The following is a 22,914-nucleotide window of genomic DNA, read 5'->3' as shown; positions in this document are numbered from 1 at the left end:
GTCTCGGGAGTTTGCGACGGCGGGGCGGGCTCGCTCGACGGCGCGGGAGGGGTTGCCGGCGCGGTGTTCACGCCCGGCGTAGTGGGCTTGTTCTCGTTCGGCTTGCTTTCGGCGTTGCGCAATCCGATGACCACCGCGGCGCCCACCAGCAGCACGGCCACGACGGTACTGACAATGATCACCGCAGGCAGGCGGTACCAGGGGATGATCTTCGGTGCCGGCTCGGGCTCGGGCCGGGCGTCCTGGTCGAAGCTCAATTGCGGGCGGGCCGACGTGAAGCCGCTACCGCCGCCGGCGGGTAGGACGCGGGAATCGTCGTCCGCTTCAGACCAGGCCAACGCCGGTTGCATCACCGATACCGGGGCATCGTCGGGTCCGCTCGTCGCCGCGGCAGGCGCCAGGGCCAATGCCGTCGCCGTGGCAGACGCTGCCGGGGCCACCACCGTCGCGCTGGCCTCGCCAGGCCCGCGCGCGGCCCGCAAAGCGCCGCCGATCGCGGCCGTCAACTGCGGACGCGGCGTCGTGATCAGCGGAACAGCGAAGCGTCCGGACAGCGTCGTGATAACCGCCGGGATGTTGGCGCCGCCGCCCACCGCAACGATCGCCATCAGATTCGCGGCGTGAATTCCGCTGCGCGCGATGGTCTGTTCCATAGCCTGGACAACGCCGTTCAACGAGTCGCGGATGGCATCCTCGAGCTCGTTTCTGGTAAGCCGCAGATCGCCGCGACCGCCCGGCAGCACATCGCTCAGCGTGGCCACCGTGCTCGACGACAGCTGCTGCTTGGCGTTGCGGCACTCCGTCCGCAGCCGTGCCAGCGACCCGATCGCCGAAGTGCTCTGCGGGTCGAACGAGCCGGTATTCGGCAATTCGGAGATCAGGTAGGTCAACAACGCCTGATCGATTAAATCGCCGGAGAAGTCGTGGTGGCGCACGGTCGGTGCGACGGGCTGATACTCGCCGTCGGCGTCTACCAATGTGATGCTGGTGCCGCTGCCGCCGAAGTCGCAGACCCCGACTATCCCGCGGGCCGGGATGCCGGGGTTGGCCCGCGCCGCGAACAGGGCTGCCGCGGCGTCCGGGATCAGCGTGAGTGGATGGGCACCGTGCGACCATTCCGTCACCCGGCTCAGCGCAGCGCCCAGCGCGTCCACCGCGGCGGACCCCCAGTGGGCCGGATACGTCACCACCACGCTGTCCGGCAACGCGCGGCCACCGGCGGCGGCGTAGGCCAGCGCCCGCAACGCGTCGGCGACCAGAGCTTCGCTGCGGTGCATCGAACCGTCGGCCGCCACAATGCCCACCGAGTCCCCGACCCGGTCCACGAAGTCGGCGATCACCAGGCCGGGCTCGTCCAGCCGCGGATTCTCCGACGGAACACCCACCTCGGGTGGACGCTGGCGGTACAGCGTGAGCACGGGTTTGCGGGTGAGGGCGTGATCTGCGGTGACGGCCGCCAGGTTGGTGGCACCAATGGACAGCCCAAGCGCCGGCCGTGCTCCTTCAGCCATGTAGTCCAATCCCCACTGTGCAGCGGCACGTCCCGGTCATGCCGCCTACCCGATTCTCTCGGTTATACCTATAGCCAATCTCTGCGTCAGCTATGCGCGAGCTGTATTCAGCGGATGGTGCCCGCCCCCGGGATCAGCGGCAGATCGAGCGCGGTTACCCAGCCCGGCGGCAAGTCGTTGACGGCCGCGACGGCATTGAGGGCTCGCATCCCGGTGGCCAGGCAGCCGGCGGCCGCGGCATCGCGACCGGAGCCGTCGGTAAACCGGAACGCGGTTTCCTGGAAGATGCTCGGCGTCCCCTCGATGTCGACCCGGTACACGTCATTGTCATGGCCGGTTGGCCAGTCCGGGGCTGCGTCGAGCCCGATGCGGTTGACGTGTTCCAGCTGGATCCGGGTTTCGCCCTGGTAGATGCCGTTGATGGTGAACCGGACGGCGGCGACGTGGCCGGCTTTGATGACGCCCTTGGCCGACTTGCGTTCGGTGGGCGTCACCCACTTGTCCCAGGTCGTGGTGATCTCGTCGAGCATGATGCCCGCGGCGTAGGCGATCATGGGGACGGTGGCACCCCAGGCAAAGATCAGTACGTCGCGGTTTTCCAGCAACGGGCTGAACTCGGGTTCCCGGCCGATGCCCATCTCGTGTTCGTAGTCGCCTTCGTAGTTGGTGTAGTCCAGCAGCTCCGAGGCGCGCACTTTGCGGACTTCCGAACACAGGCCCATCAGCGTCATGGGGAACAGGTCGTTGGCGAATCCCGGATCGATGCCGGTGGTGAAGCACGACGACTCGCCCAGCTCGCAGGCTTCGGTGATCGGGGTGATCCAATTCGGTGGGTTCAGGTGCATGGTGGGCCATATCCAGGGCGTCATCGCGGTCGAACAGACGTCGATACCGGCCCGCAGAAACCGCGTGATCAGCAGGATGTTGTCCTTGGCGTGCATTGCCGTCGGGCCGTAGTGCACCAGCGCGTCGGGCTGCAGTGCGATCAGGGCGTCGACGTCGTCGGTGGCGGTGATGCCCACGGGTTCGGCCAGCCCGCAGATTTCGGCCACGTCGAGCCCCACTTTTTCCGGATTGCTGACCCCGACGCCCACCAACTCGAACAGCGGATGCTTGACGATCTCGGTGAGCACCATCTTCCCAACGAAACCGGTTCCCCAGACCACTACGCGTTTGCTCTTATCCAACCCAGCCACCTCCTGTTCGACCCCGTACCCCGGCTTCACCCTAAGGGCGGCGCAACGGCATCTAGCATCTGAGGGTGCGATCGGCATCCTCGCCGCCGGCGCTGAGCGCCTGGCGATTCGTCGCGGTGTTCGGCGTGGTCAGCCTGCTCGCCGATTTCGTCTACGAAGGTGCCCGCTCGGTCACCGGGCCGTTGCTGGCCTCGCTGGGGGCGACTGGCCTGGTGGTCGGGGTGGTCACCGGCATCGGCGAGGCCGCCGCCCTTGGGCTGCGTCTGGTCTCGGGTCCGTTAGCCGATCGCACCAAGCGGTTCTGGGCTTACGCGATCGCCGGCTACGCGCTGACGGTGATCACGGTTCCGCTGCTGGGTGTAGCGGGGACCTTGTGGCTTGTCTGCGCGCTGGTGATCGGCGAGCGGGTCGGCAAGGCGGTACGCAGCCCGGCCAAAGACACGTTGTTGTCGCACGCCACCACCGTGACCGGCCGCGGCCGCGGGTTCGCGGTGCACGAGGCCCTCGACCAGGTGGGTGCGGTGCTGGGACCCCTGACCGTCGCCGCGGTGCTCGCCTACACCGGTAACGACTACGCTCCCGCACTCGGCGTGCTGGCCCTGCCCGGCGCGGCAGCCCTGGCGCTGCTGGTGTGGCTGCGATTGCGGGTGCGGCATCCGGAATCCTATGAACCCGAAACACCCTGTGAATCCGAAGATGTTGTAACGCAACAGCTTTGGGCACTTCCGGCGCAATTCTGGTGGTACTGCGGATTCACGTCGTTGACCATGGCCGGCTTCGCCACATTCGGCTTGCTGTCCTATCACATGGTCACGCACAGAGTCGTGACGCCGGCCGTGGTACCGGTGGTCTATGCGGCCGCGATGGGCGCAGATGCGCTGGCGGCTTTAGCGTCAGGCTGGAGCTATGACCGGTTCGGTGCCAAAACCCTTGCCGCCCTGCCGATCCTGTCGAGTCTGGTTGTCGTGTGCGCGTTCGGCGGGAAGGTAACGCTGGTGGTGGTGGGGGCGCTGCTGTGGGGTGCCGCGGTGGGAATCCAGGAATCGACGCTGCGGGCGGTGGTCGCCGACCTGGTCAGTACGCCGCGCCGGGCCAGCGCGTACGGGGTGTTCGCCGCCGGCTTGGGGGTAGCGGCCGCGGGAGGCGGCGCCCTCATCGGCTGGCTCTACGACGTCTCGACCGCCACGTTGGTCGTGGTGGTGGTCGCACTTCAGGTCGTCGCGCTGTGCACGATGTTCGCTATCCGGCTGCCGAACTAGAAACCCCTGGTGCGCCGTCGTACGTGGTGACAACATGAAGAACCATGAAGCTCCTCAGCGGACCCTCGATTCTGTTGGCTCTCGGCATCGGCTTGACCGCCACCTGCGGACTGGCTAACGCGGACCCGACGCCGAAAGCCCGCTACGAAGTGAGCGGCAGCGGCGTGGCTGAATACATCTCGTATCAAACGGTCGAAGGCCAGCAGCACGCAGTCAACGTGCCGCTGCCCTGGTCGACGGAGTTCACTTCGTTCGGGGGTCAGGTGTTCGTGCTCAGCGCACAAGGGCAGGGCAGCATTACCTGCAAAATTTCACTCGACGGCAATGTGGTGAGTCAGCAGACCGCGACCGGGGTGCCGGGTCACACCGTCTGTACCCACTGATCCGCACGGAGGAGGATCGCCGTGGACCTCAAGACCGGAATTGCTGCCCGCGTGAACGGGCAGCCCCCGCCAGAGGTCAAGCTCGGCGACTTCGATCTGGGCTCGCTGGATTTCTGGGGACTCGACGACGATATTCGCGACGGTGCGTTCGCCACCTTGCGCCGCGAGGCGCCGATCTCGTTCTGGCCCGCGCTCGAACTTCCCGGCTTCACCGCGGGCAATGGGCACTGGGCGCTGACCCGCCACGACGACGTCTTCTACGCCAGCCGTCATCCAGATGTCTTCAGCTCCAATCCCAACATCACGATCAACGACCAAACACCAGAGGTAGCCGAGTATTTCGGCTCGATGATCGTGCTCGACGATCCACGCCATCAGCGTCTGCGTTCCATCGTCAGCAGGGCGTTCACGCCGAAAGTGGTGGCCCGCATCGAAGCCTCGGTGCGAAACCGCGCGCACCGGCTGGTCACGTCGATGATCGCCAACCATCCCGATGGGCAGGCCGACGTGGTCAGCGAGCTCGCCGGACCACTGCCGCTGCAGATCATCTGCGACATGATGGGCATACCCGAGGAGGACCATCAGCGCGTATTCCATTGGACCAATTTGATTCTCGGCTTCGGCGACCCCGACCTGGCGACCGATTTCGACGAATTCGTACGAGCTTCGATGGAAATCGGCGCCTACGCCAGCGCGCTGATCGAAGATCGACGCGTCAGTCACCACGACGATCTCACGAGCAGCCTGGTCGAAGCCGAAGTCGACGGCGAGCGGCTGTCGTCGTCGGAGATCGCGTCGTTCTTCATTCTCTTGGTGGTGGCCGGCAACGAAACGACGCGCAATGCGATCAGCCACGGCGTGCTGGCGCTGTCGCGCTATCCCGAGCAGCGCGAGAAGTGGTGGTCGGACTTCGACCGGCTGGCGCCCACCGCGGTTGAGGAGATTGTTCGCTGGGCCTCGCCGGTGGTCTACATGCGCCGCACCCTGACCCGCGACGTCGAACTCAGTGGCACCAAGATGGCCGAGGGCGACAAGGTTTCGCTGTGGTACTGCTCGGCCAACCGGGATGAGTCAAAGTTCGCCGATCCGTGGATGTTCGACGTGTCCCGCGACCCCAACCCGCACCTCGGTTTCGGCGGCGGCGGCGCCCATTTCTGTCTGGGCGCCAACCTCGCTCGTCGGGAAATCCGCGTCGTGTTCGACGAATTGCGCCGCGAAATGCCCGGCATCGTCGCCACCGAGGAGCCCGCCCGGCTGCTCTCGCAGTTCATCCACGGCATAAAGAAGTTGCCCGTCGCCTGGACTCCGCCCGGCTGATATCACCTGCGATATCGCATTCCAGAACGCATGCATGGTCGAGACAGGCCCGGCTCAGGGTATGACCCCATTTCAATTGCGATAGCGCATCCGATATCACTAACCGCCGCCCGTTGGGTCGGCCCGCTGCGGGTAGGCCTTTCAGCATGGCTGATGTCGACGTTTGCGTGGTGCCGGCCCGTCGACTACGTCGAGCAGAATTGGAGCCGCGAGCGTTACTCCGGCGGCGGAATGCTCAGTCACGCGCCGCCCGGGGTGCTCACCGAATTCGGGCACGCGCTGCGCCGGCCGTGTGGGCGCATTCACTGGGCCGGAACTGAAACCTCGGCGCAGATGTGTGGCTGGATCGACGGCGCCATTCGCTCCGGCGAACGCGCCGCCAGGGAAGTCATGGCCAACCAAACGCTGCCTTCCCAAGACGTCTACTCCGCTAGGCCGTAGACCAGCAACACCCGCGGATACACGGTGAACCATTCCGGTGGCTGCGGAATTCGCGCGATGCACCTGGCGTTGCCGTCCAGCCATCGCAGCGCCGCGCGGTAGGCGCCGATGCGCGCCGGGCGAAACGGGTAGCGGTAGTACCGGGCGAACAGCTCCACATGGAGATAAAGGACAAGCTTTCCGACCGGCCCGTCGGGCAGGTCCTCGAACACGATGATGCTGCGCCGCGCCACTCGGTGGCACTGCTTGATCAACGCCATCGGGTCATGGCTGTGGTGAAGTACCTCGCTGACGACGACGTGATCGAATGCCTTGTCCGGAAACGGAATTGAGGTACCGTCGAACTCGCGGAACGGGATCCGCGCCCGACGGAAGTCCTTGACATCCACCCCACTCGGGTCCACGTCATACCTCTCCTGCAAGTACGCCGACAGGAGCCCGGTTCCACACCCCACGTCGAGCAGGCTCTCGCCACGGCCGAGGTAGCCGGCCAGTGCTTCGGCTTGATCGCGCAGTCTGGTCGCCGGCTTCATCACGTGCAGCGCTTCGGCAACGCGTTGCCGGCGATCGCCTAGTTTGATGCGCACCCAGTGACCTCCTAGTCGAGGATTTTGAGAGATATTGTCAAGCATGCCCACCCCCGCGTTTCCCCCTGCCGACGTGTTGGCCGCCCGGCAGAAGCTGGTGCTCGACCACTTTCATGACGAGGTCCGCCAAGACTGGGACGACGTGTTGTCGACGTTCCCGCATCCGCACTACGAACTCATTCCGCAGATGACGGTTCACGACGGGGATCAAGCCGTCCGCGGCTACTACAACTACACGCGCACTGCGTTTCCCGACCAGGACCACGAAATCATCGCGTTGCGGCACAGCACCGATGCGGTGATCGTCGAATTCTGGCTGATGGGTACCCACCGGGGATTTCTGGGCAAGGTGCCCCCCACCGGCAGCCGCTTCCGGGTGAGGATGACGGCATACTTTGTTTTCGATGAGTCCGAAACCCTTGTCTGCGAACGGATTTACTTCGACACCCTGACCATGATCAAGCAGCTCTTGGGCGGCCTGGACAAGCGCAAGCCGGCCAACTGGCTACTGCTTGTCCGTTGTGTGCGTGGCCTGCTGTCGATGTCGGCGGAGCCACCGGACCCCGCGCTCACCAACACCGTGCCACCGACATTCGCGTGACTAGACTTCCCGCCATGGGCGTCCCGCGGGCGTTGTGCGGCCTGGCAGCAACGGCATTGCTGGCGGGCTGCAGCACCAACAGCGTTCATGCGGGCCCTACTCCCGCACCGGCGCCACCGACGACAGCGGCTGCCACGGCCGTCACCGCCACACCACGACCCTCGGCCCCGGGTACGCAGAAGTGGATCGATCTTCAGGTCGGCGATTGCGTCACCGACCTTCCGCCGGCCGACCTCAGCCGCATCACCGTCACCATGGCCGATTGCGCGACACCGCATTTGGCGGAGGTATACCTACGCGCACCGGTGGCCGTCGATTCCGCCGTCGCCGCCGTCGCCAATCAGGCGTGCGCCGCCGGGTTTACGCCCTACACCGGGCAGTCGCCGACGGCCAGCACCTACTCGATCACCTGGCTCATCGATTCCCATCAAGACAGAACCGGCGCAGACCCCACCCCGAGCATCGTCATCTGCCTGTTGCAAGCGGCCAACGGTCAACTCGTCAGCGGATCCGCGCGTCGCTGAGCACTCGTGGGTTGTGCGCCAGCTCATACCGGAGGTACTCAAATCCCTTAATAAAATTGCCTGGTGCTACGTTCCCGGTACCCCAAGCGAATCGCACTCGCGTGCATGGTGGGTACCACCGTCGAGTTTTACGACTTCTATATCTATGGCACCGCGGCGGCCTTGACGTTTCCCAGTGTCTTCTTCCCGAACCTCAGCCCCGGGATGGCGACCATCGCCTCGATGAGCACCTTCGCCGCCGCCTTCTTGTCCCGGCCGCTGGGTGGGGCCGTGTTCGGCCATTTCGGCGACCGCCTGGGCCGCAAAGCGACTTTGGTTGCCACGCTGTTGATTATGGGTGTGTCTACGGTCGCGGTGGGGCTGACACCCGGCGCGGCCACGCTTGGCGTGGCCGCGCCCTTGATCGTATTGGTTTTGAGGCTGTTGCAGGGGTTTGCAGTCGGCGGCGAATGGGCGGGCTCGGCGTTGTTGGCCGCCGAACACGCGCCGGGAACCGAGCGTGGCCGGTACGGCATGTTCACCGCCGTGGGCGCGGGCATCGCAATGTTGTTGACTAGCTTGACGTTTCTGGTGGTCAATTTCACCATTGGTGAAACCAGTGCGGCGTTCACCAGCTGGGGATGGCGCGTCCCGTTCCTGCTGAGCGGGCTGCTGATCGCCATCGCGTTGTACGTCCGGATCAACATCGACGAAACTCCGGTGTTCACAGAACATTTGGCCAGCGGTACCGCACCTCGGGTGCCGCTCGCCGAGGTGCTGCGCCGCCAACCCGCCAAGGTCATTTTGGCTTCGGGCAGCTTTGTGGCCGTCTTCGCTTTCGTGTTCATGGCCGGCAGCTACCTGATGAGTTATGCCCATGCCCATGTCGGGTTGTCCAGGAACGCGATCTTGTTCGCCGGGATGCTCGGTGGACTGGCGTGGATCGCGATTGTGCCGCTCTCGGCAACCGTGTGCGACCGGGTCGGGCGCCGCCCGGTGATCCTGTTCGGGTGGACGCTGGGCCTGCCTTGGTCGTTTGCCGTCATTCCGCTCGTCGACGCCGACAACCCGGCCCTGTTTACCGTCGCGATTGTCGGCACTTACGCCATCGCGGCGCTGGCTTATGCGCCCATGACATCGTTCGTGCCGGAACTGTTCAGAACTCGGTATCGCTACACCGGCGCCGGGTTGGCGCTCAACATTGCCGGCATCGTCGGCGGCGCCCTGCCACCCCTGATCGCCGGACCACTGATCACCCACTACGGCGCCTGGACAATCGGCGCCATGATGGCCGCACTCGTCGTAATCAGCTTGGCAGCAACCTATTTGCTGCCGGAAACCCACGGTACTGCGATAGACAGCCCGAACGAATACGCGGTCGCGGCGCTATAGCTCACACTCGACACTGCCCTGCCGCGAATAGCCGTAGCGGTCCATGACCTCGCTCCAGTGTTCGTCGACGATTGCGCGCTGCTCTTCTGTCAGCCGATAAGTGTTGGTTTTGTAGTCTTCCCGTTCGGCGAAGTATTGCCGCAGTCGCGGCCGGAACCGCTCGAAGTCGCCGAGGCCCAGGTGGTCGTACAGCCGGCGCAGTTCCCCTTCGGGATCGCTGATCAGATCCTCGTACCGCAATTCGTAGAAGCGTGACGGATCTACGAGTTCACGTCCTTCGTCTATCTTCCGGTACAGGTCCACGTAGGTGGACACCACCCTTTCGTCCAACCCCTCGAACGTCGGTCGCTGCAGCCCGTGGATGCGGTACAGCGCCTTGTGCAGATTGATGGTCGACGGATAGACGACGTAGGGATCCCGGACGATATGGATGAACCTCGCCTGCGGAAAGATCTCCTGCAGCACCTTGATTCGGAAGCTGTGCGTGGGGTTCTTGAGTACCACCGCCTTGCGATGACGGAAGTACACCTGCTGCACGAACCGGTACAGGGTCCGTTTCCACGCTTCCAGCTCTCGCGAAGTCAACTGCTCCAAATCCAGATACCGCTGGTCCTGAAGTGGCCGGTTCGGGAAGGCGATGCTCAGATACGGCGACGGCTGGCCCAGCATGCACCACACGAATTCGTCTTCTTGCGGGTGATGCAGGCTCAAATCCATGTTGTCCATGGCCCGGTGCTTGGATACCAGGAATTCCACGTAAGGCGCGAACCACTCCGTCAGCAGAAAGTGATGTGGCGCAAGGCATTCGTAGCCGGTGGGGCCGGTGTGGTGCTCGTCGAGGGCCAGCAGTTCGTGCAACAGGGTGGTACCGGTGCGCCAGTGGCCGACGATGAAGATTGGCGGATCGGCGATAGGCGTCTTGGCGACACGTCGACCGAACCAAATCTTCTGCCACAACCCCAGATACGAGTTGACGACGCTGAGAAACGTGTAGAGGACGGCGAAGTGCCAGCGACTCCAGTGCACGGCGAAGCGGTTGCGGATCAGCAGGCGGATCCACGCAGAGAAGCTGCAACCGATCCACAGCGGCGCCGCCCACTCATGCCACCAGGAAAGGCGATTCGACATCCGTGCAGCCTTCATCGCACTGCAGCTTCCCGTACGCGCGGTGTCACGGCGACCTGCAGCCGAGTCAGGCCGCGAAGGTTGGCGTTGGTCGTCCACTCCGGCTGCCCGACGACCTCGATCCGGTCGATGTTGGTGACGATCTCGCGCAGCACCGCCTGTCCCTCGATCCGCGCCAGCTGGGCCCCGGGGCACCGGTGGATTCCGGACCCGAACGCCAGGTGGCCAACCGGATTGCGGGCCGCGCGGAAGACGTCGGGGTCGTCATACTGGCGCGGGTCCCGATTGGCCGCTCCCCACGCCAACAGCACCAGCGAGCCTTTGGGAATCACCGCCTTCCCTACTGAATAGTCGACTCGTGTTGTGCGGCAGATGTTTTGGATCGGCGTCACGAACCGAAGTTGCTCCTCGATTGCCGACGGGATCAAATCCGGCCGCTGCCTGAGGAGTTCGAGCTGATCCGGGTAGTCGGCGAGGGTGAGGAACAAGGTGCTGATCATGTTCGCGGAACTCTCGTAGCCCGCAACCAGCAGCAACACCGCGAAGAAGAACAATTCCTCATTGGTGAGCCGGCCGCCGTCGGCCTGCGCGGCAAGCCGCCCCAGGATGGTGCACTCGCCCAGCAGTCCGTTGTCGAGCCGATGAGTGAACAGCGCGCGCAATCGCCGAAATCCGGTGAAGCCGTGCACAAGCGACGTCAGTCCGGCCGCCGACAACCTGACATCGGTGATGCGTATCGCCTGGCGCGACAAGCGGCAGAAGTCAGCGACGTCAGGACCCGATATGCCCAAGACGTTGGTGATGGTGCGCATCGGCATAGGCGCGGAAACGGTGGATACCACGTCCGCCGCTGCCTGAGTCAGCAGCCGCCCGATGAACTCGTGCGCCAGCTCATCGATCATCGGTCGCCAGGCCTCGAGCGCGCCGCGCGCCACACCCGGTGCGAGCTGCTTGCGCATCCGGGTGTGCGCCGGCGGATCGGAGGTAGGCAGGAAAGGCAGACATATCCGGGAAAAAGTGACTCCGCGGGCGCTGGACAACGCCTCATGGTTTCGCGCGGCCTCGCGGACGTCGGCGAAGCGGCTCAGGATGTAAACGTCTCGTTTGGCGTTGTAATGCACTCGTTCGCCGGCCAGCAGCTCCCGGTAATGCGGGTACGGATTGGCTGCCGTTGCGGCGTCGAATGGATCGAAGTGGGTGAGCTGTACGCCCTTTCGGCCGTGTTTGCCAAAAAGGCGGGAACGGGTCTTGGCGGCGAGCCTCAGTGCGAGCGACTTGGCAACGTCCGGCCCATACGCCCGGACCGTCTGCGCATCGCGCCACACGGTTGATGTCGCGGGCTCGGGCCTCCGGTGCTCATAGGGACATCGCTCCTCGGATACCGCCAGCTCATCGGTGAACTGCGTCGCTGTCATCGCCCTCCCGTTTCAGGCAGCGAACGTTTTTAAACACCTGTAGGGTAGCGGCGCTCTTGGCCCTCGGGCGGCAGGTTCGGCAAAGTGTCGTGCAAACATGTCTTGCGTTCGCCAGGCCAGCAACCGTTTGACCGGCCGCCGCTCGACTACTAGAACTGCGTTCAATTTCGTTGCGCGCGAACATAACTGCTATCTTGCAGGCCATGGCCACCTCACCCGATAAAGAGCGGCGCAAGCAATTGCGCGACGCGTACAAGCGAGCTGAGCGCGAAGCCGGCCCGAAGCTGACTCAGATCGACTACGAGCAGCTGGAGGATCTGCTCGACTACGTCGAAGAGCAGTTTGACGAACAGCCCTGCGACCACTCGACCCGGCACGCCGAACGGTGGGCCGAGTCGCACCACATCCAGTGGGCCGAGCTGGCGCAGGAGCTGCAGGAGTTCGGGGGTTACTGCGACTGCGAGATCGTCATGAACGTCGAACCCGAAGAGGTGTTCGGCTAGGCGTTCTGGACGCTGCCCTGTACCCGCAACTGCTCGGCCAGTGACCGGATTTCGCGCCGTAGTTCGTCGATTTCGAAGGCTGTGGCCGCCTGGTTCTCGGTGTCGGTTTCCGAGACCCGTTGCACGATCCAAGAGGCCAGCGATGCGGTCACCACGCCGACGAGGGTGATGCCGCCGACCATCAGCAGCACGGCGACCACTCGACCGGCAACGGTCACCGGGTACAGATGCCCGTAGCCGATGGTGGTCACGGTGCAGATGGACCACCACACGGCTTGCCCGAAGGTGTTGATGGTGGCGCCGGGCTGATCGCGCTCGGTGTCGAGGATGGCCAGCGATGCCACATAGATCAGCAGCATGACGGCGGAAATGGTGTACGTCAGAATGCGGCCGCGAACGGCGTTGCCGATGGCTTTTTGCAGCACTCCAACCAGCACGACCAACCGCAACAGCCGCAGCGGCCGCATCAGCGGCAGCGCCACGATGAGCAGGTCGAACAGGTGCAGGAGAATCCATTGCCGGCGATCGGACGCCAGGCTCAGCCGAACGAAGTAGTCGATGACGAACAGGCTCCATGCGGCCCAGCTCGCCATCCACAAGATGCGTGCCTCCTCGCCCAGCGGGCGGGTGAGCACCTGCACTGAGTACATAACCAGCAAGACGATGGCGACCAGGGCCAATGGCCACTCGGTGCGCTGCTCCCAGAGCTGTTCCTTGGTTTTCTTAGCCACGCGGCATTGCCTCCGATGAAATGAGTTCCTGCCGAAGTTTCTAGCAGCCAAGCTGTGCGGCCAGGTCGCAGATATCGGCGGCGTTCACATCGAAGTCGTCTTCATAGGCCACGTCCACCGCGCCGCCGACGCCGAATTCCAGCGGACGCGCGATGAACGCGGTGCGGAATCCGAGCCGGGCCGCGGCGCGGATGTCGTATTTGTGGCTGGCCACCATCATGATCTCGGCGGGTTGCAGGCCGAGATACGTCGCGGCCATCCGATAGACCGCCGGGTCGGGCTTGAACACTCCGGCCATCTCCGCCGCGAAAATGGCGTCCCAGGGCAATTGGGCGCGCTTGGAGATGTTGATGACGGTGCTGACGTCGGCGTTGGACAGGGTGGCGACGGTGAATGCGGTTTTGAGCCGGGTCAGTCCGGGCGCCGTATCCGGCCACGGCTTGAGCCGCTGCCAGGCCAGCGTGAGCTCGTCGCGTTCGGCGGCGCTGATTCCGGTGGCTGCGCATTCATCCAGCACAGCGTCGAGCACCCGACGGTAAACCGATGACACCGAAACCCATGCACCCTTGCTCGGTGCGTTGTCCAGAGCGGTGAAGTAGCTTGCCCGCCAACGTGTTACCACGTCGGACCAATCGACGTCGGGATGGCGTCCGGCGCTGAGGCGCGCCGCTTCCTCGCAGACGGTCGAATGAAAATCTGTCGTGGTGCCTTGCACGTCGAATAGCAATGCCTTGGGCTTCGCCATTACGACATCATGCAGGGCTTTGCGGTGGTCCGGTAATCCCGTTCATGCCGGCCTGACCCAACAGCCAGCCGCCGCGGCCGCCCGCGCCGCCGGCGCCGTCGATGAACCCGCCGTCTCCGCCGTTGCCGCCATTGCCGCCGGTCCCGATCATTCCGGCGTCTCCGCCCTGTCCGCCACTGCCGCCCTTGATTCCGCCGGCACCGCCGTCGCCCCCGTTGCCGCCGCTACCGATCAGTCCGGCGTTGCCACCGTTTCCGCCCGCGCCGCCGTCGTTGCCGAAGCCTTGCCCGCCGGCCCCGCCGGCACCACCGCTTCCGATCAACCGGCCGCCGTCGCCGCCGGCTCCGCCGTTACCTCCGTTGCCCGGGCCGACCCCACCGGAACCTCCGGCACCGCCGTCACCCGTGAGCCAGCCAGCGCTGCCGCCATTGCCGCCGTTGCCCCCGTCGAGGGTGCCGCCGGCGCCGCCGTCGCCGCCACCACCGCCGTTCCCGTAGAGCCAGCTGCCGTCGCCGCCGGCCCCGCCGTTGCCGCCGCTGTTGTTGCCGACTCCGCCGACGCCGCCATTGCCGCCGTCGCCGGCGAACACGCCGGCGTTGCCGCCCGCGCCGCCGGCCCCGCCGTTGTGGACGATGCCGGTGCCACCGGCGCCGCCCGCACCGCCGTCGCCGGACAGCCAGCCCGCATTACCGCCTGCGCCGCCGGCGCCGCCGGAGCCGGAGTTGCCGCCCGCCCCACCTGCGCCGCCCGCGCCGCCGTCACCGGAAAGCCAGCCGTTGCCACCAGCGCCGCCGGCGCCCCCGTTGCCCAGCCCGGCCCCGCCGGTTCCGCCGGCGCCGCCGGTGCCGAACAGGCCACCGGTTCCGCCGGCACCACCCACGCCACCGGTTCCGCTCAGCGATGTGCCGCCGGCGCCGCCGGCGCCGCCGCTGCCAAACAGACCGCCGGCGCCGCCGGCCCCGCCGGCGCCGCCGCTGCCACTCACCGAGCCCCCGCCGGCACCGCCCGCACCACCGTTGCCGAATATCCCTGCGTTGCCGCCGTTTCCACCCGCGTGGCCGGCAGCACCCGATCCCCCGTTACCCCCGTTGCCCCACAGAATGCCGCCATTGCCGCCGTTTTGGCCGGTGCCCGGTATACCGTTTGCGCCGTTGCCGATCAGTGGGCGGCCGAACAGGTATTCGGTGGGGGCGTTGAGCGCATTCCAGGCGTTCTGCTCGGCATTTTGCAGCTCTGTCTCCACGTAAGCGAAGGCGCTGCCGTCTAATAGCTGCACGAATTGCTGGTGAAATTCCGCGGCGGCTCTACTGAGCGCCTGATAGACCTCGCCGTGCTCGGAGAATAGCGCCGCGATCATAACGGATACCTCGTCGGCGCCGGCGGCCAGTATTCCAGTTGTGGAGGCTGCCGCAGCGACGGCGGCCTCATCGATCGCTTCGCCGATACTCGTCAAATCGATTGCCGCGACCGCTAATGCATCTGGAACGGCAGCCAGGTACGACACGTAGGTCTCCTAAGATTTCTCGAAAACGCTTGCTGCGCAAGCAGGTTTCTGCTCTGCCACCGGGCGCTGGAGTCCGGATTGGCCGTCAGAGTAGCGGGCCGAGCCGCTAAGCGCAGCACCGCAGAATCCTGCCAATAACTGAAATCGTGCGGAATCTATTGCCGCGAAACGCTTTTCAGCGATACTTCGGATTTCCTGAGCATTTGCAGCCAGATCGCCTAACAGCGCTCAGATATGACCTACGATATCGTAGGTTAGCTCATAGCGCGAGTTATCAAGATACACAGCACATTCGGCGATTTGCACCCTTGTGGAAAGCAGCCCGCGCTGCTACCGCGCTATAGAACTGGATTCGCTTTTCGGTGAACGGGTGCTACGCCGCAGCGGCTTTGGCGTTCAGGTACGCGACTATCCCTTGGGTTACCGCCGCGGCATACCGTGCCCGGCCGTCGGCACTTTGCATCAGGGCGGCGTCGTCGGCGTTCTTCATGTTGCCGAGTTCGACCAGGACCGCCGGGTACAGGGCCAGGTTCAGTCCGGCGAGATCAGCGCGCCCGTAGAGACCGTCGGAACCCCGGTAGGTCGACGGCTGAAAGCCGGCCGCGGCCAGCGCGTCGCGCATCAGGTGTGCGAGCTGGATTGCCGGACCCGATTGGACGTCGTTCAACGGCGGGCTGGAGTAGTTCACGTGGAATCCGCGGCCGGACGCGGGTCCGCCGTCGGCGTGGATGCTGACAATCGCGTCGGGATGCATCGCGTTGGCCATGGCGGCACGTTGGTCGACGCAAGGTCCGGCGGCGTTGTCGGTGTCCCGGGAGAACTGCGTGCTGACGCCTTCCTGGTTGAGGGCCGCGCCAACCAGCCGGACGACGTCCAGGGTGAAGGCATGCTCTGGATAGCCGTCGTCTGCTGTGGCGCCTACCGTGTTGCACGGCTTGTTGCCGCCCCGACCGTTGGGGACCTGCCGGTCGATCGAGGAGTCGTAGCCGCCGCCATGGCCCGGATCCAGAAATACCGACATTCCGGCGATACCAGCGGCGGCGCGTGGGGCGCCCAACACCGAGCCGAGGACGAACACCGCCGGTGCCGCAGCGGCGCATTTCAGGACGTCACGCCGGGAGAAGAAACGCCTGCTCTCCCCCGGACCCCTCATCGCGCGATGGTAGCAATCAGCGCATAGGCCCGCCTCTCCCCCGATTGGGAAAGAGGTAGTGCATGAGTTCGACACCTTGGGTTCCGTAGATCCCGCGGTCATCGCCGCGCAACACCCAGTTGTGCTGTTGGTCGGCACGAGCGGCAAGCCCATGCCGGTAACGGGCATACGCAGCCGAGCGCCGGCTGTACCACCGATGAATTGCCCGCCCGAGGAAACAGAGGCAAACGAGCGCCGCCGCACCCAGGATCCACCAGATGAACTTCACGATGATCGCGGCGATCACCAGCAACACAATCAATCCACCGAACCCGCCGCCCGAGTTCGAACCCGACGAAGCCATGCCCCGCAAATTACTCAGCCGCACCGACAAGCGACTTGTACCGAGCGAACACAGATCAGCACCACGCGGCCCTTGGGCATGCGATTCTGTGTTTGTTCAGCATCCGATCCCACCCGGCTAGGACACTCGATGAAACTTTCGGCACTCGCTCTGGTCGGGGCCGCGACGGTTGCCGCGGCGGTCGCCTTCCCGCCGTCGGCGCACGCGGATCCACAAAATTTCCAATCGCCGTCGGGAAACATCTACTGCACCTTGGACAGCATGGGCGCCGCATGCGATATCAGCGAGTACAACTATCAGCCCCCGCCGCCGCCCGAGTGCGGCAAGCACCTTGCCTGGGGTAGTCGGTTCACGCTGTCGGCCGGCGCGGCGGGAGCCATCGCCTGCCACGGCGACACGTTGCGGATTCCCGGCGAGCCGACTCTCAATTACGGCCAGACCGCTTCCGCGGGCACCATTACCTGCGTCAGCGAAATGTCGGGGATGAAGTGCACCGACAGCAGCAGCGGACACTTCTTCCGCGTTTCCAAGGACGCCTATCAGCTGGGCTGACGGGTCGGTGAGCTCTCGGCGGCCCCACCCAAACTCAAAGTGCGATATCGCCGGTGATATCGCACTTCAGAAGGCATCACGCCCTCGGACCGGCCACCGGGAGATCGCTGCCGCGCAATCGGCGCGGCTGTGGGAAACCGAACCCCCGTGACAGCGGTACGGGAGGCGTTGGGGCCCAGCGATTTTGAAGCCGCGTGGGCTGCCGGGGCCGCTTGGTCCGCAGAACTACAAGGCAGCAATATGCGCATTTGTGCCGATGTTTTGCGCGTCAGCGGCAGCAAAGCTGGCTACCATGAGCCAACACGCGGAAATGCCGCCGCTGACCTGGAGCGAATTGGGCGTGAGCGAGTTGCTGCCGACCGGAACAGTGACGCTGCTGCTTGCTGACGTGGAGGGTTCGACGCGGCTGTGGGAAGCCCAGCCCGAGAAGATGACTGCCGCATTGGCGTTGCTGAACCGCACGGTGAACCAGGCTATCGCCGCGTATGACGGCGTGCGACCGCTGGAACAGGGCGAAGGTGACAGTTTCGTGGCGGCGTTCGCCAGGGCATCCGACGCGGTTTCGTGCGCGCTGGCGTTGCAGCGCGCCGCGCTCAGCCCCATCCGGCTGCGCATGGGAATACACACCGGTGAGATTCAGCTGCGCGACGACGCCAACTACGCCGGTCCCACGATCAATCGGACCGCCCGGCTGCGTGATCTAGCGCACGGCGGGCAAACCCTCCTTTCCGGGGCGACGGAACCGCTGGTCGCCGATCATCTGCCCGATGGTGTCTGGCTCGCCGATCTAGGTAGCTATCCGCTGCGCGATCTGCCGCGTCCGGAACGCGTCGTGCAACTCTGCCATCCCGACCTGGACAACGAGTTTCCACCGCTTCGTGTCCGCCAGGCTGTCGCGTCGCACAACCTGCCCGCACAGCTGACGAGTTTCGTTGGGCGGCAAGCCCAAATGGCCGAACTCCTCCAGATGGTCAGCAGCCATCGGCTCGTCACATTGACGGGTGCCGGCGGTTCGGGAAAGACCCGGCTTGCCGTCGAAGTCGCGTCACAACTCCTTACCGAATTCTCTGAGGGAATCTGGTATGTCGATCTCGCACCCATCACCAACTCGGCAGTGGCACCGCTGACCGTCGCACGCACACTTGGCCTGCCCGACCAGCCGGGCCGCTCCACCAAGGACACGTTGGTGCGGTTCTTCGGCGACAAGGTGATCCTGCTGCTGCTCGACAATTGTGAGCATCTGCTCGACGCGTGCGGCAGTTTGGTGGTCGAGCTACTCGCCGCCTGCCCGCAGCTGACGGTGCTGACCACCAGTCGCGAACCGCTCGGCGTGCAAGGCGAATTGAGCCGGCGGGTACCGTCGTTGCCGCTTGCCGACGAGGCCATCGAGTTGTTCACCGACCGTGCCCGGCGGGCTCGGTCGGAATTCGTCGTTGGACAGGCCAATGTGGCGTTAGTGACCGAAATCTGTGAGCGCCTGGACGGTATGCCGTTGGCCATTGAGCTTGCCGCTGCGCGGGTTCGGACGCTGTCGCTGCGCCAGATCGTGGACAGCCTGCACGACCGGTTCCGGCTACTCACTGGCGGAGCACGCACGGCGGTACGCCGCCAGCAGACGCTGCGCGCCTCGGTGGATTGGTCGCACGCGCTGCTCACCGAACCCGAACAGGTCTTGTTCCGGCGCCTATCGGTGTTTGCCGGCGGGTTTGACCTTGACGCCGCCCAAGCCGTCGGCGCCAGCAGCGCCGTCGAAAGCTTCCAATTGCTGGACCAACTCAGCCTGCTGGTGGACAAATCTCTGGTGCTCGCTTACGAAACCGGTGACGTCATGCGGTACCGGTTGCTGGAAACCGTGCGCCAGTATGCGTTGGAAAAGCTCGGTGAGTCCGGTGAGGCCGACGAGGTGCGCACTCGCCATCGTGACTACTACACGGCAACGGCCGTCGAGTTGTATTCCCGCGAGCTGGCCGGCCTGGAGTCGTTACTGCAGTGGGTGCATGTCGAGATCGACAACCTGCGCGCCGCATTCACCTGGAGCAGAGAGACCGGCGACCGGGAGGCGGCGTTGCGTCTGGCGTCCTCCTTGGTCCATTTCTGGTTGCGCTGCGGCAGTTTCCGCGAAGCGGTAGCGGCGTTCGACGCGGTGTTGACCGACACCTGCCCCGAGGCGGTTGCACCGAGCGTGTGGACACGTGCCGTCGCCGACCAAGGCACCATCGCAGCTTGGGTGGCGCTGCCTACGAACGCCGATCGCGCCAAGGCGGCCCTGGCCGTCGCCCGTCAACTCGACGATAAGGAGCTCATACTCCGAACGCTCAACGCCTGCGGAATGATCGCCTTCTACGATGCCGAGGCGGCCGAGCCGTACCTCACTGAGGCGATCGACCTGGCTCGTGCCATGGGCGATGACTGGAGCCTGTGCCAGATTCTCAGCTATCGGGCGGCTACCGGTGCAATTGCCGGCGAACTGGGCGCGGCGCGCGCTGCCGCGCAAGAAGGATGTGACCTCAGCGTGGCACTTGGCGACCAGTTCGTCGCCCGGGGTTGCCGAGCATGGGTGGGCGTGACGCTGTTTCTGTCGGGCGAGCTCAAAGATGCCGCTGAGGTGCTGCGTTCCCTGGCCAACGACGCGGAAGACGCCGGGGAGCTGCCGATGCAGACGTTTGCGTACGTGGGCTACGGCTACCCGCTGGCACACCAGGGTCAGGTGGCCGCGGCGCATGCGGCCGCACGGTCCGCGCAGCGGTGTGCCGAAGCGATGGGCGGGGTGTACGCCGACTCGGTGTGCGCGACGCTGTCCCTGGCGGCACTCGCCGCCGGTGACGCCGCGGCCGCCAGACAGGCAGCAGAAGAGGCCTTTCAGGCCACGGTTCCGGTTCGCATGCTGTTCACCTGCAGCATCACCCCGGCCGCCGAGGCCGCGCTGGCGTGTGGCGATCTAGCCGCGGCTCGCGATTTGGCCGACAAGATCGTCGCGGTGGTTCCGGGTTGCCATCGAGTGGCCGCGCTGACGGCTCGGGCCTATGTCGCAGTAGCGCAAGGCGAACCAGAGCAAGCCACACGCGACGCTTATGAGGCGCTTGCCGTCGCCGCCGAAACGCAGGGCTATGTGCGGGTTCCTTACACACTCGAGTGTGTTGCCGGCCTTGCCGCCGAAGCCGGCAATTACTCCTACGCGGCGCGATTGCTGGGCGCGGCCGCCGCGATGCGGCAACGGCAGGAGGATGTCCGCTTTCCGATGTATCAGCCCGGATACCAGGCGGTGACGGCTTCGGTGCGGGAGGCGTTGGGGCCCAGCGGTTTCGATGCCGCGTGGGGTGAAGGTGCCGCTTTGGGTACCGAAGAGGCGATCGCGTATGCGCGGCGAGGCCGGGGCGAGCAAAAACGCCCCCGAAGCGGGTGGGGATCGCTGACGCCGACGGAGAACGACGTGGTGCGCCTGGTGTGGGAAGGCTTGGGCAACAAGGAGATTGGTGAGCGACTGTTCATCTCACCGCGCACGGTGCAAACTCATCTGACGCATGTATTTGCGAAACTCGGGCTGGCGTCGCGGGTTCAGCTGATGCAAGAGGCGAACCGCCGCGGCTGAGCTGTTATAGCCGGGGTGCGGCCGACGCGCCCGAGTGAGCAGGCAAAATGGTTCACAGCGCCGCGTTGGCGCGTTATGGTCTGGCCAGTTGCTGACAGATTGTCGATGGGAGGGCTCCTTGGAGGGAACTTCGTTCGGCAATTACTGGCTGCTCGAATTGCTGGGCCGCGGCGGCATGGGTGAGGTGTGGCGGGCATACGACACCGTCACCGACCGTGTGGTCGCGCTCAAGATTCTGCCCACCCAGATTTCCGACGACGAAGTGTTCCAGCAGCGGTTCCGGCGCGAAGCCCATACGGCCGCGCGATTGAGCGACCCACACCTCATCCCGATTCATACCTACGGGGAAATCAACGGGCAGCTGTTCGTCGACATGCGGTTGATCGAGGGCCACGATCTGCAGTCGGTGCTCAGCCGCGGACCGCTGCCGGCGGTGCGGGCGGTGCGCATTACCGAACAGGTCGCCAAGGCACTGCACGCCGCCCACCGGGGCGGGCTGTTGCACCGGGATGTCAAGCCCGCCAACATCTTGCTCGACGCAGACGACTTCGCCTACTTGATCGATTTCGGAATAGCCAGTGCAGCAGGCGAATTGGGTTTGACGGCGGCCGGCGATGTGATTGGCACGTCGCATTACATGGCCCCCGAACGGTTCAGCACCGGACAGGTCGACGCCCGCTCGGATATCTACTCCTTGGCCTGTGTCCTCTATGAGTGCTTGACCGCGCGGTACCCCTTCCCCGGTGACACGCTGGACCAGCAGATCACCAGCCACCTGAGCGCTCCGCCGCCGCGGCCGTCGAATACCAATCCCGGGCTGCCCGGGGGTCTGGACAATGTCATCGCAAAGGCGATGGCCAAGAATCCCGGCGATCGCTACGGCACGGCGCTGGATTTGGCGCGTGCGGCCCACGATGCCCTCGGCACGCCGCCGCTGCGCGCCTCCGGGTGGGCTCAGTCGGCAAGCCGCATCGATGCCCACGCCCGCCCCGAGTTCCGCGGTCAACCGCAGGCCCCGACGCCGCGGAACGCCTCCGGCCCGATCACAGTCCCGCGACCGCTGCCGCCCGTGCTTCCGCCCCCGGGGCGCGAAGCCCCCAGACCGGTGATCGCTGCGATGCGGCCGCCGCCGCCGTGGTGGCGACGCAAGGTCCCGCTTATTTCGGCCGCTGTGTTGGCCGCCGTGGCGGTCGCTATCGGCATCACGGTCGCCGTGGGCAATTCCCATCCCGCCGGCGGACAATTTGAGCAGGTGACGCTGCCTTTCACCGGGCTGCGTGACCCGCAGGGGTTGTCGGTCGACATTGGCGGCACGGTCTACGTCGGCGACACCATGCACAACCGGATCCTGGCATTGTCCGCGGGCGCGACAACGCCGGCGGTGCTGCCGTTCGAGGGCCTTAGCTATCCGACGGGTGTGACGGCCGACAACACCGGCACCGTCTACGTCAATGACGCCGGTAATAAACGGGTACTGGTGCTTCGTCCCGGCTCGACAACGCCAACCGCCCTGCCGTTTACCGACCTGAGCAATCCGACCGGTCTGACCGTGGATAGCAGCCGCACGGTCTATGTCACCGACACGGGCAAAAATCGAGTGGTCGCGCTGCCCGCCGGTTCCACCACGCAAACCGAGCTACCTTTCAGCGGCCTCAACGGCCCGACCGGTTTGGTGGTCAACGGCAGCGGTACCGTCTTCGTCGCCGACGGCGGCAACAACCGGGTGCTGAAGTTGCTGGCGGGTTCGAATGTGCCAGTCACGCTGCCGTTTAACGGGCTCAACCAGCCGGGCGGCGTCACCCTGGACAACGATGGCGCCGTGTACGTCACCGACAGCGGGAACAACCGCACACTCAAGCTGCCCTCGGGCACTTCGACGCAAGTAGAGCTGCCGTTCAAGGGGCTGAACTATCCGTGGGGGTTGGCTGTCGACAACAACGGCACGGTCTATGTCGGTGGCCGGAACGATCAGATTGTGGCGTTGCGGCAGAAGTAGGGCGGGGGCTGGCGCGAGCTCACCGGACTCAGAAACCGAATGTGCGGACCTACTCGCGAATGCCTGCG

The 22,914-nt window shown here is 65.3% G+C and carries 20 protein-coding genes and 1 pseudogene; 11 read left to right on the top strand and 10 right to left on the bottom strand.

The window, feature by feature from the left end; genetic code table 11:
- The coding region (locus tag BST12_RS20240) for an Hsp70 family protein (RefSeq protein WP_083114918.1) at positions 1–1,511 on the bottom strand (1,511 nt) is incomplete at its 3' end.
- A gap of 107 nt (positions 1,512–1,618) precedes the next feature.
- Entirely contained in the window at positions 1,619–2,647 is a 1,029-nt protein-coding gene (locus BST12_RS20235; protein WP_083114919.1) for an NAD(P)H-dependent amine dehydrogenase family protein, read from the bottom strand.
- A gap of 119 nt (positions 2,648–2,766) precedes the next feature.
- Between BST12_RS20235 and BST12_RS20230 the strand changes: the two genes are divergently transcribed.
- The 4 genes and pseudogenes from BST12_RS20230 to BST12_RS20215 form a co-directional block, all read left to right on the top strand.
- Positions 2,767–3,966 (top strand): MFS transporter, encoded by a 1,200-nt coding sequence (locus BST12_RS20230; protein ID WP_139801798.1) that lies wholly within the window; start codon positions 2,767–2,769, stop codon positions 3,964–3,966.
- A gap of 44 nt (positions 3,967–4,010) precedes the next feature.
- Positions 4,011–4,349 (top strand): MmpS family transport accessory protein, encoded by a 339-nt coding sequence (locus BST12_RS20225; protein WP_083114916.1) that lies wholly within the window; start codon positions 4,011–4,013, stop codon positions 4,347–4,349.
- A gap of 21 nt (positions 4,350–4,370) precedes the next feature.
- Complete coding sequence (locus BST12_RS20220) at positions 4,371–5,666, top strand: cytochrome P450 (protein WP_083114915.1); 1,296 nt, start codon at positions 4,371–4,373, stop codon at positions 5,664–5,666.
- A gap of 177 nt (positions 5,667–5,843) precedes the next feature.
- A pseudogene (locus tag BST12_RS20215) lies at positions 5,844–6,107 on the top strand (FAD-dependent oxidoreductase); the annotation flags it as partial.
- On the opposite strand, the gene BST12_RS20210 reads toward BST12_RS20215, so the two are convergent.
- On the bottom strand, positions 6,089–6,694 hold the full coding sequence (locus BST12_RS20210; RefSeq protein WP_245850453.1) for a methyltransferase domain-containing protein: 606 nt from the start codon (positions 6,692–6,694) through the stop codon (positions 6,089–6,091). The pseudogene BST12_RS20215 and the gene BST12_RS20210 overlap by 19 nt on opposite strands.
- Before the next feature lie 43 nt (positions 6,695–6,737).
- Here BST12_RS20210 and BST12_RS20205 point away from each other — a divergent pair, with 43 nt between their 5' ends.
- The 3 genes from BST12_RS20205 to BST12_RS20195 all read left to right on the top strand — a co-directional run bounded on the left by BST12_RS20205 (position 6,738) and on the right by BST12_RS20195 (position 9,190).
- Complete coding sequence (locus BST12_RS20205; RefSeq protein ID WP_083114913.1) at positions 6,738–7,295, top strand: ester cyclase; 558 nt, start codon at positions 6,738–6,740, stop codon at positions 7,293–7,295.
- 14 nt (positions 7,296–7,309) lie between these two features.
- Positions 7,310–7,819, top strand: a complete 510-nt coding sequence (locus BST12_RS20200) for a hypothetical protein (protein ID WP_083114912.1) — start codon at positions 7,310–7,312, stop codon at positions 7,817–7,819.
- A gap of 105 nt (positions 7,820–7,924) precedes the next feature.
- Positions 7,925–9,190 carry an MFS transporter gene (locus BST12_RS20195; RefSeq protein WP_083114911.1) on the top strand — a complete coding sequence of 422 codons (1,266 nt, stop codon included), beginning with the start codon at positions 7,925–7,927 and terminating at the stop codon, positions 9,188–9,190.
- Here the strand turns inward: BST12_RS20195 and BST12_RS20190 are convergent.
- Positions 9,185–10,333, bottom strand: a complete 1,149-nt coding sequence (locus tag BST12_RS20190; RefSeq protein ID WP_083114910.1) for a sulfotransferase — start codon at positions 10,331–10,333, stop codon at positions 9,185–9,187. The genes BST12_RS20195 and BST12_RS20190 overlap by 6 nt on opposite strands.
- Entirely contained in the window at positions 10,330–11,730 is a 1,401-nt protein-coding gene (locus BST12_RS20185) for a cytochrome P450 (protein WP_083114909.1), read from the bottom strand. The genes BST12_RS20190 and BST12_RS20185 overlap by 4 nt, the downstream gene beginning before the upstream one ends.
- 203 nt (positions 11,731–11,933) lie before the next feature.
- Here BST12_RS20185 and BST12_RS20180 point away from each other — a divergent pair, with 203 nt between their 5' ends.
- Positions 11,934–12,233: a DUF2695 domain-containing protein gene (locus tag BST12_RS20180; protein ID WP_083114908.1), complete on the top strand. Its 300-nt coding sequence runs from the start codon at positions 11,934–11,936 to the stop codon at positions 12,231–12,233.
- Here the strand turns inward: BST12_RS20180 and BST12_RS20175 are convergent.
- From BST12_RS20175 to BST12_RS20155, 5 genes are all read right to left on the bottom strand, one after another.
- Complete coding sequence (locus BST12_RS20175) at positions 12,230–12,964, bottom strand: potassium channel family protein (RefSeq protein ID WP_083114907.1); 735 nt, start codon at positions 12,962–12,964, stop codon at positions 12,230–12,232. The genes BST12_RS20180 and BST12_RS20175 overlap by 4 nt on opposite strands.
- A gap of 40 nt (positions 12,965–13,004) precedes the next feature.
- Positions 13,005–13,709 carry a haloacid dehalogenase type II gene (locus BST12_RS20170; RefSeq protein ID WP_083114906.1) on the bottom strand — a complete coding sequence of 235 codons (705 nt, stop codon included), beginning with the start codon at positions 13,707–13,709 and terminating at the stop codon, positions 13,005–13,007.
- Between the two features lie 7 nt (positions 13,710–13,716).
- Positions 13,717–15,213, bottom strand: a complete 1,497-nt coding sequence (locus BST12_RS20165; RefSeq protein ID WP_083114905.1) for a PE family protein — start codon at positions 15,211–15,213, stop codon at positions 13,717–13,719.
- Between the two features lie 373 nt (positions 15,214–15,586).
- Positions 15,587–16,366 carry an Rv3717 family N-acetylmuramoyl-L-alanine amidase gene (locus BST12_RS20160; protein ID WP_083114904.1) on the bottom strand — a complete coding sequence of 260 codons (780 nt, stop codon included), beginning with the start codon at positions 16,364–16,366 and terminating at the stop codon, positions 15,587–15,589.
- A 16-nt stretch (positions 16,367–16,382) separates the two neighbouring features.
- Positions 16,383–16,709 carry a hypothetical protein gene (locus BST12_RS20155; RefSeq protein WP_083114903.1) on the bottom strand — a complete coding sequence of 109 codons (327 nt, stop codon included), beginning with the start codon at positions 16,707–16,709 and terminating at the stop codon, positions 16,383–16,385.
- A 129-nt stretch (positions 16,710–16,838) separates the two neighbouring features.
- Here BST12_RS20155 and BST12_RS20150 point away from each other — a divergent pair, with 129 nt between their 5' ends.
- The 3 genes from BST12_RS20150 to BST12_RS20140 all read left to right on the top strand — a co-directional run bounded on the left by BST12_RS20150 (position 16,839) and on the right by BST12_RS20140 (position 22,846).
- Positions 16,839–17,261 (top strand): DUF6636 domain-containing protein, encoded by a 423-nt coding sequence (locus BST12_RS20150; RefSeq protein WP_083114902.1) that lies wholly within the window; start codon positions 16,839–16,841, stop codon positions 17,259–17,261.
- 292 nt (positions 17,262–17,553) lie between these two features.
- Positions 17,554–20,850 (top strand): LuxR family transcriptional regulator, encoded by a 3,297-nt coding sequence (locus BST12_RS20145; protein ID WP_083114901.1) that lies wholly within the window; start codon positions 17,554–17,556, stop codon positions 20,848–20,850.
- 118 nt (positions 20,851–20,968) lie between these two features.
- A complete protein-coding gene (locus tag BST12_RS20140; RefSeq protein ID WP_083114900.1) occupies positions 20,969–22,846 on the top strand; it encodes a serine/threonine-protein kinase PknD in 1,878 nt (625 codons plus the stop codon).
- Positions 22,847–22,914 lie beyond the last annotated feature (68 nt).

Origin of the sequence: Mycobacterium angelicum (assembly GCF_002086155.1) — a bacterium.
Lineage (GTDB): Bacteria > Actinomycetota > Actinomycetes > Mycobacteriales > Mycobacteriaceae > Mycobacterium > Mycobacterium angelicum.
The sequence above is the reverse complement of the archived record's forward strand: the minus strand, read 5'-3'. Positions and strand labels throughout refer to the sequence as shown.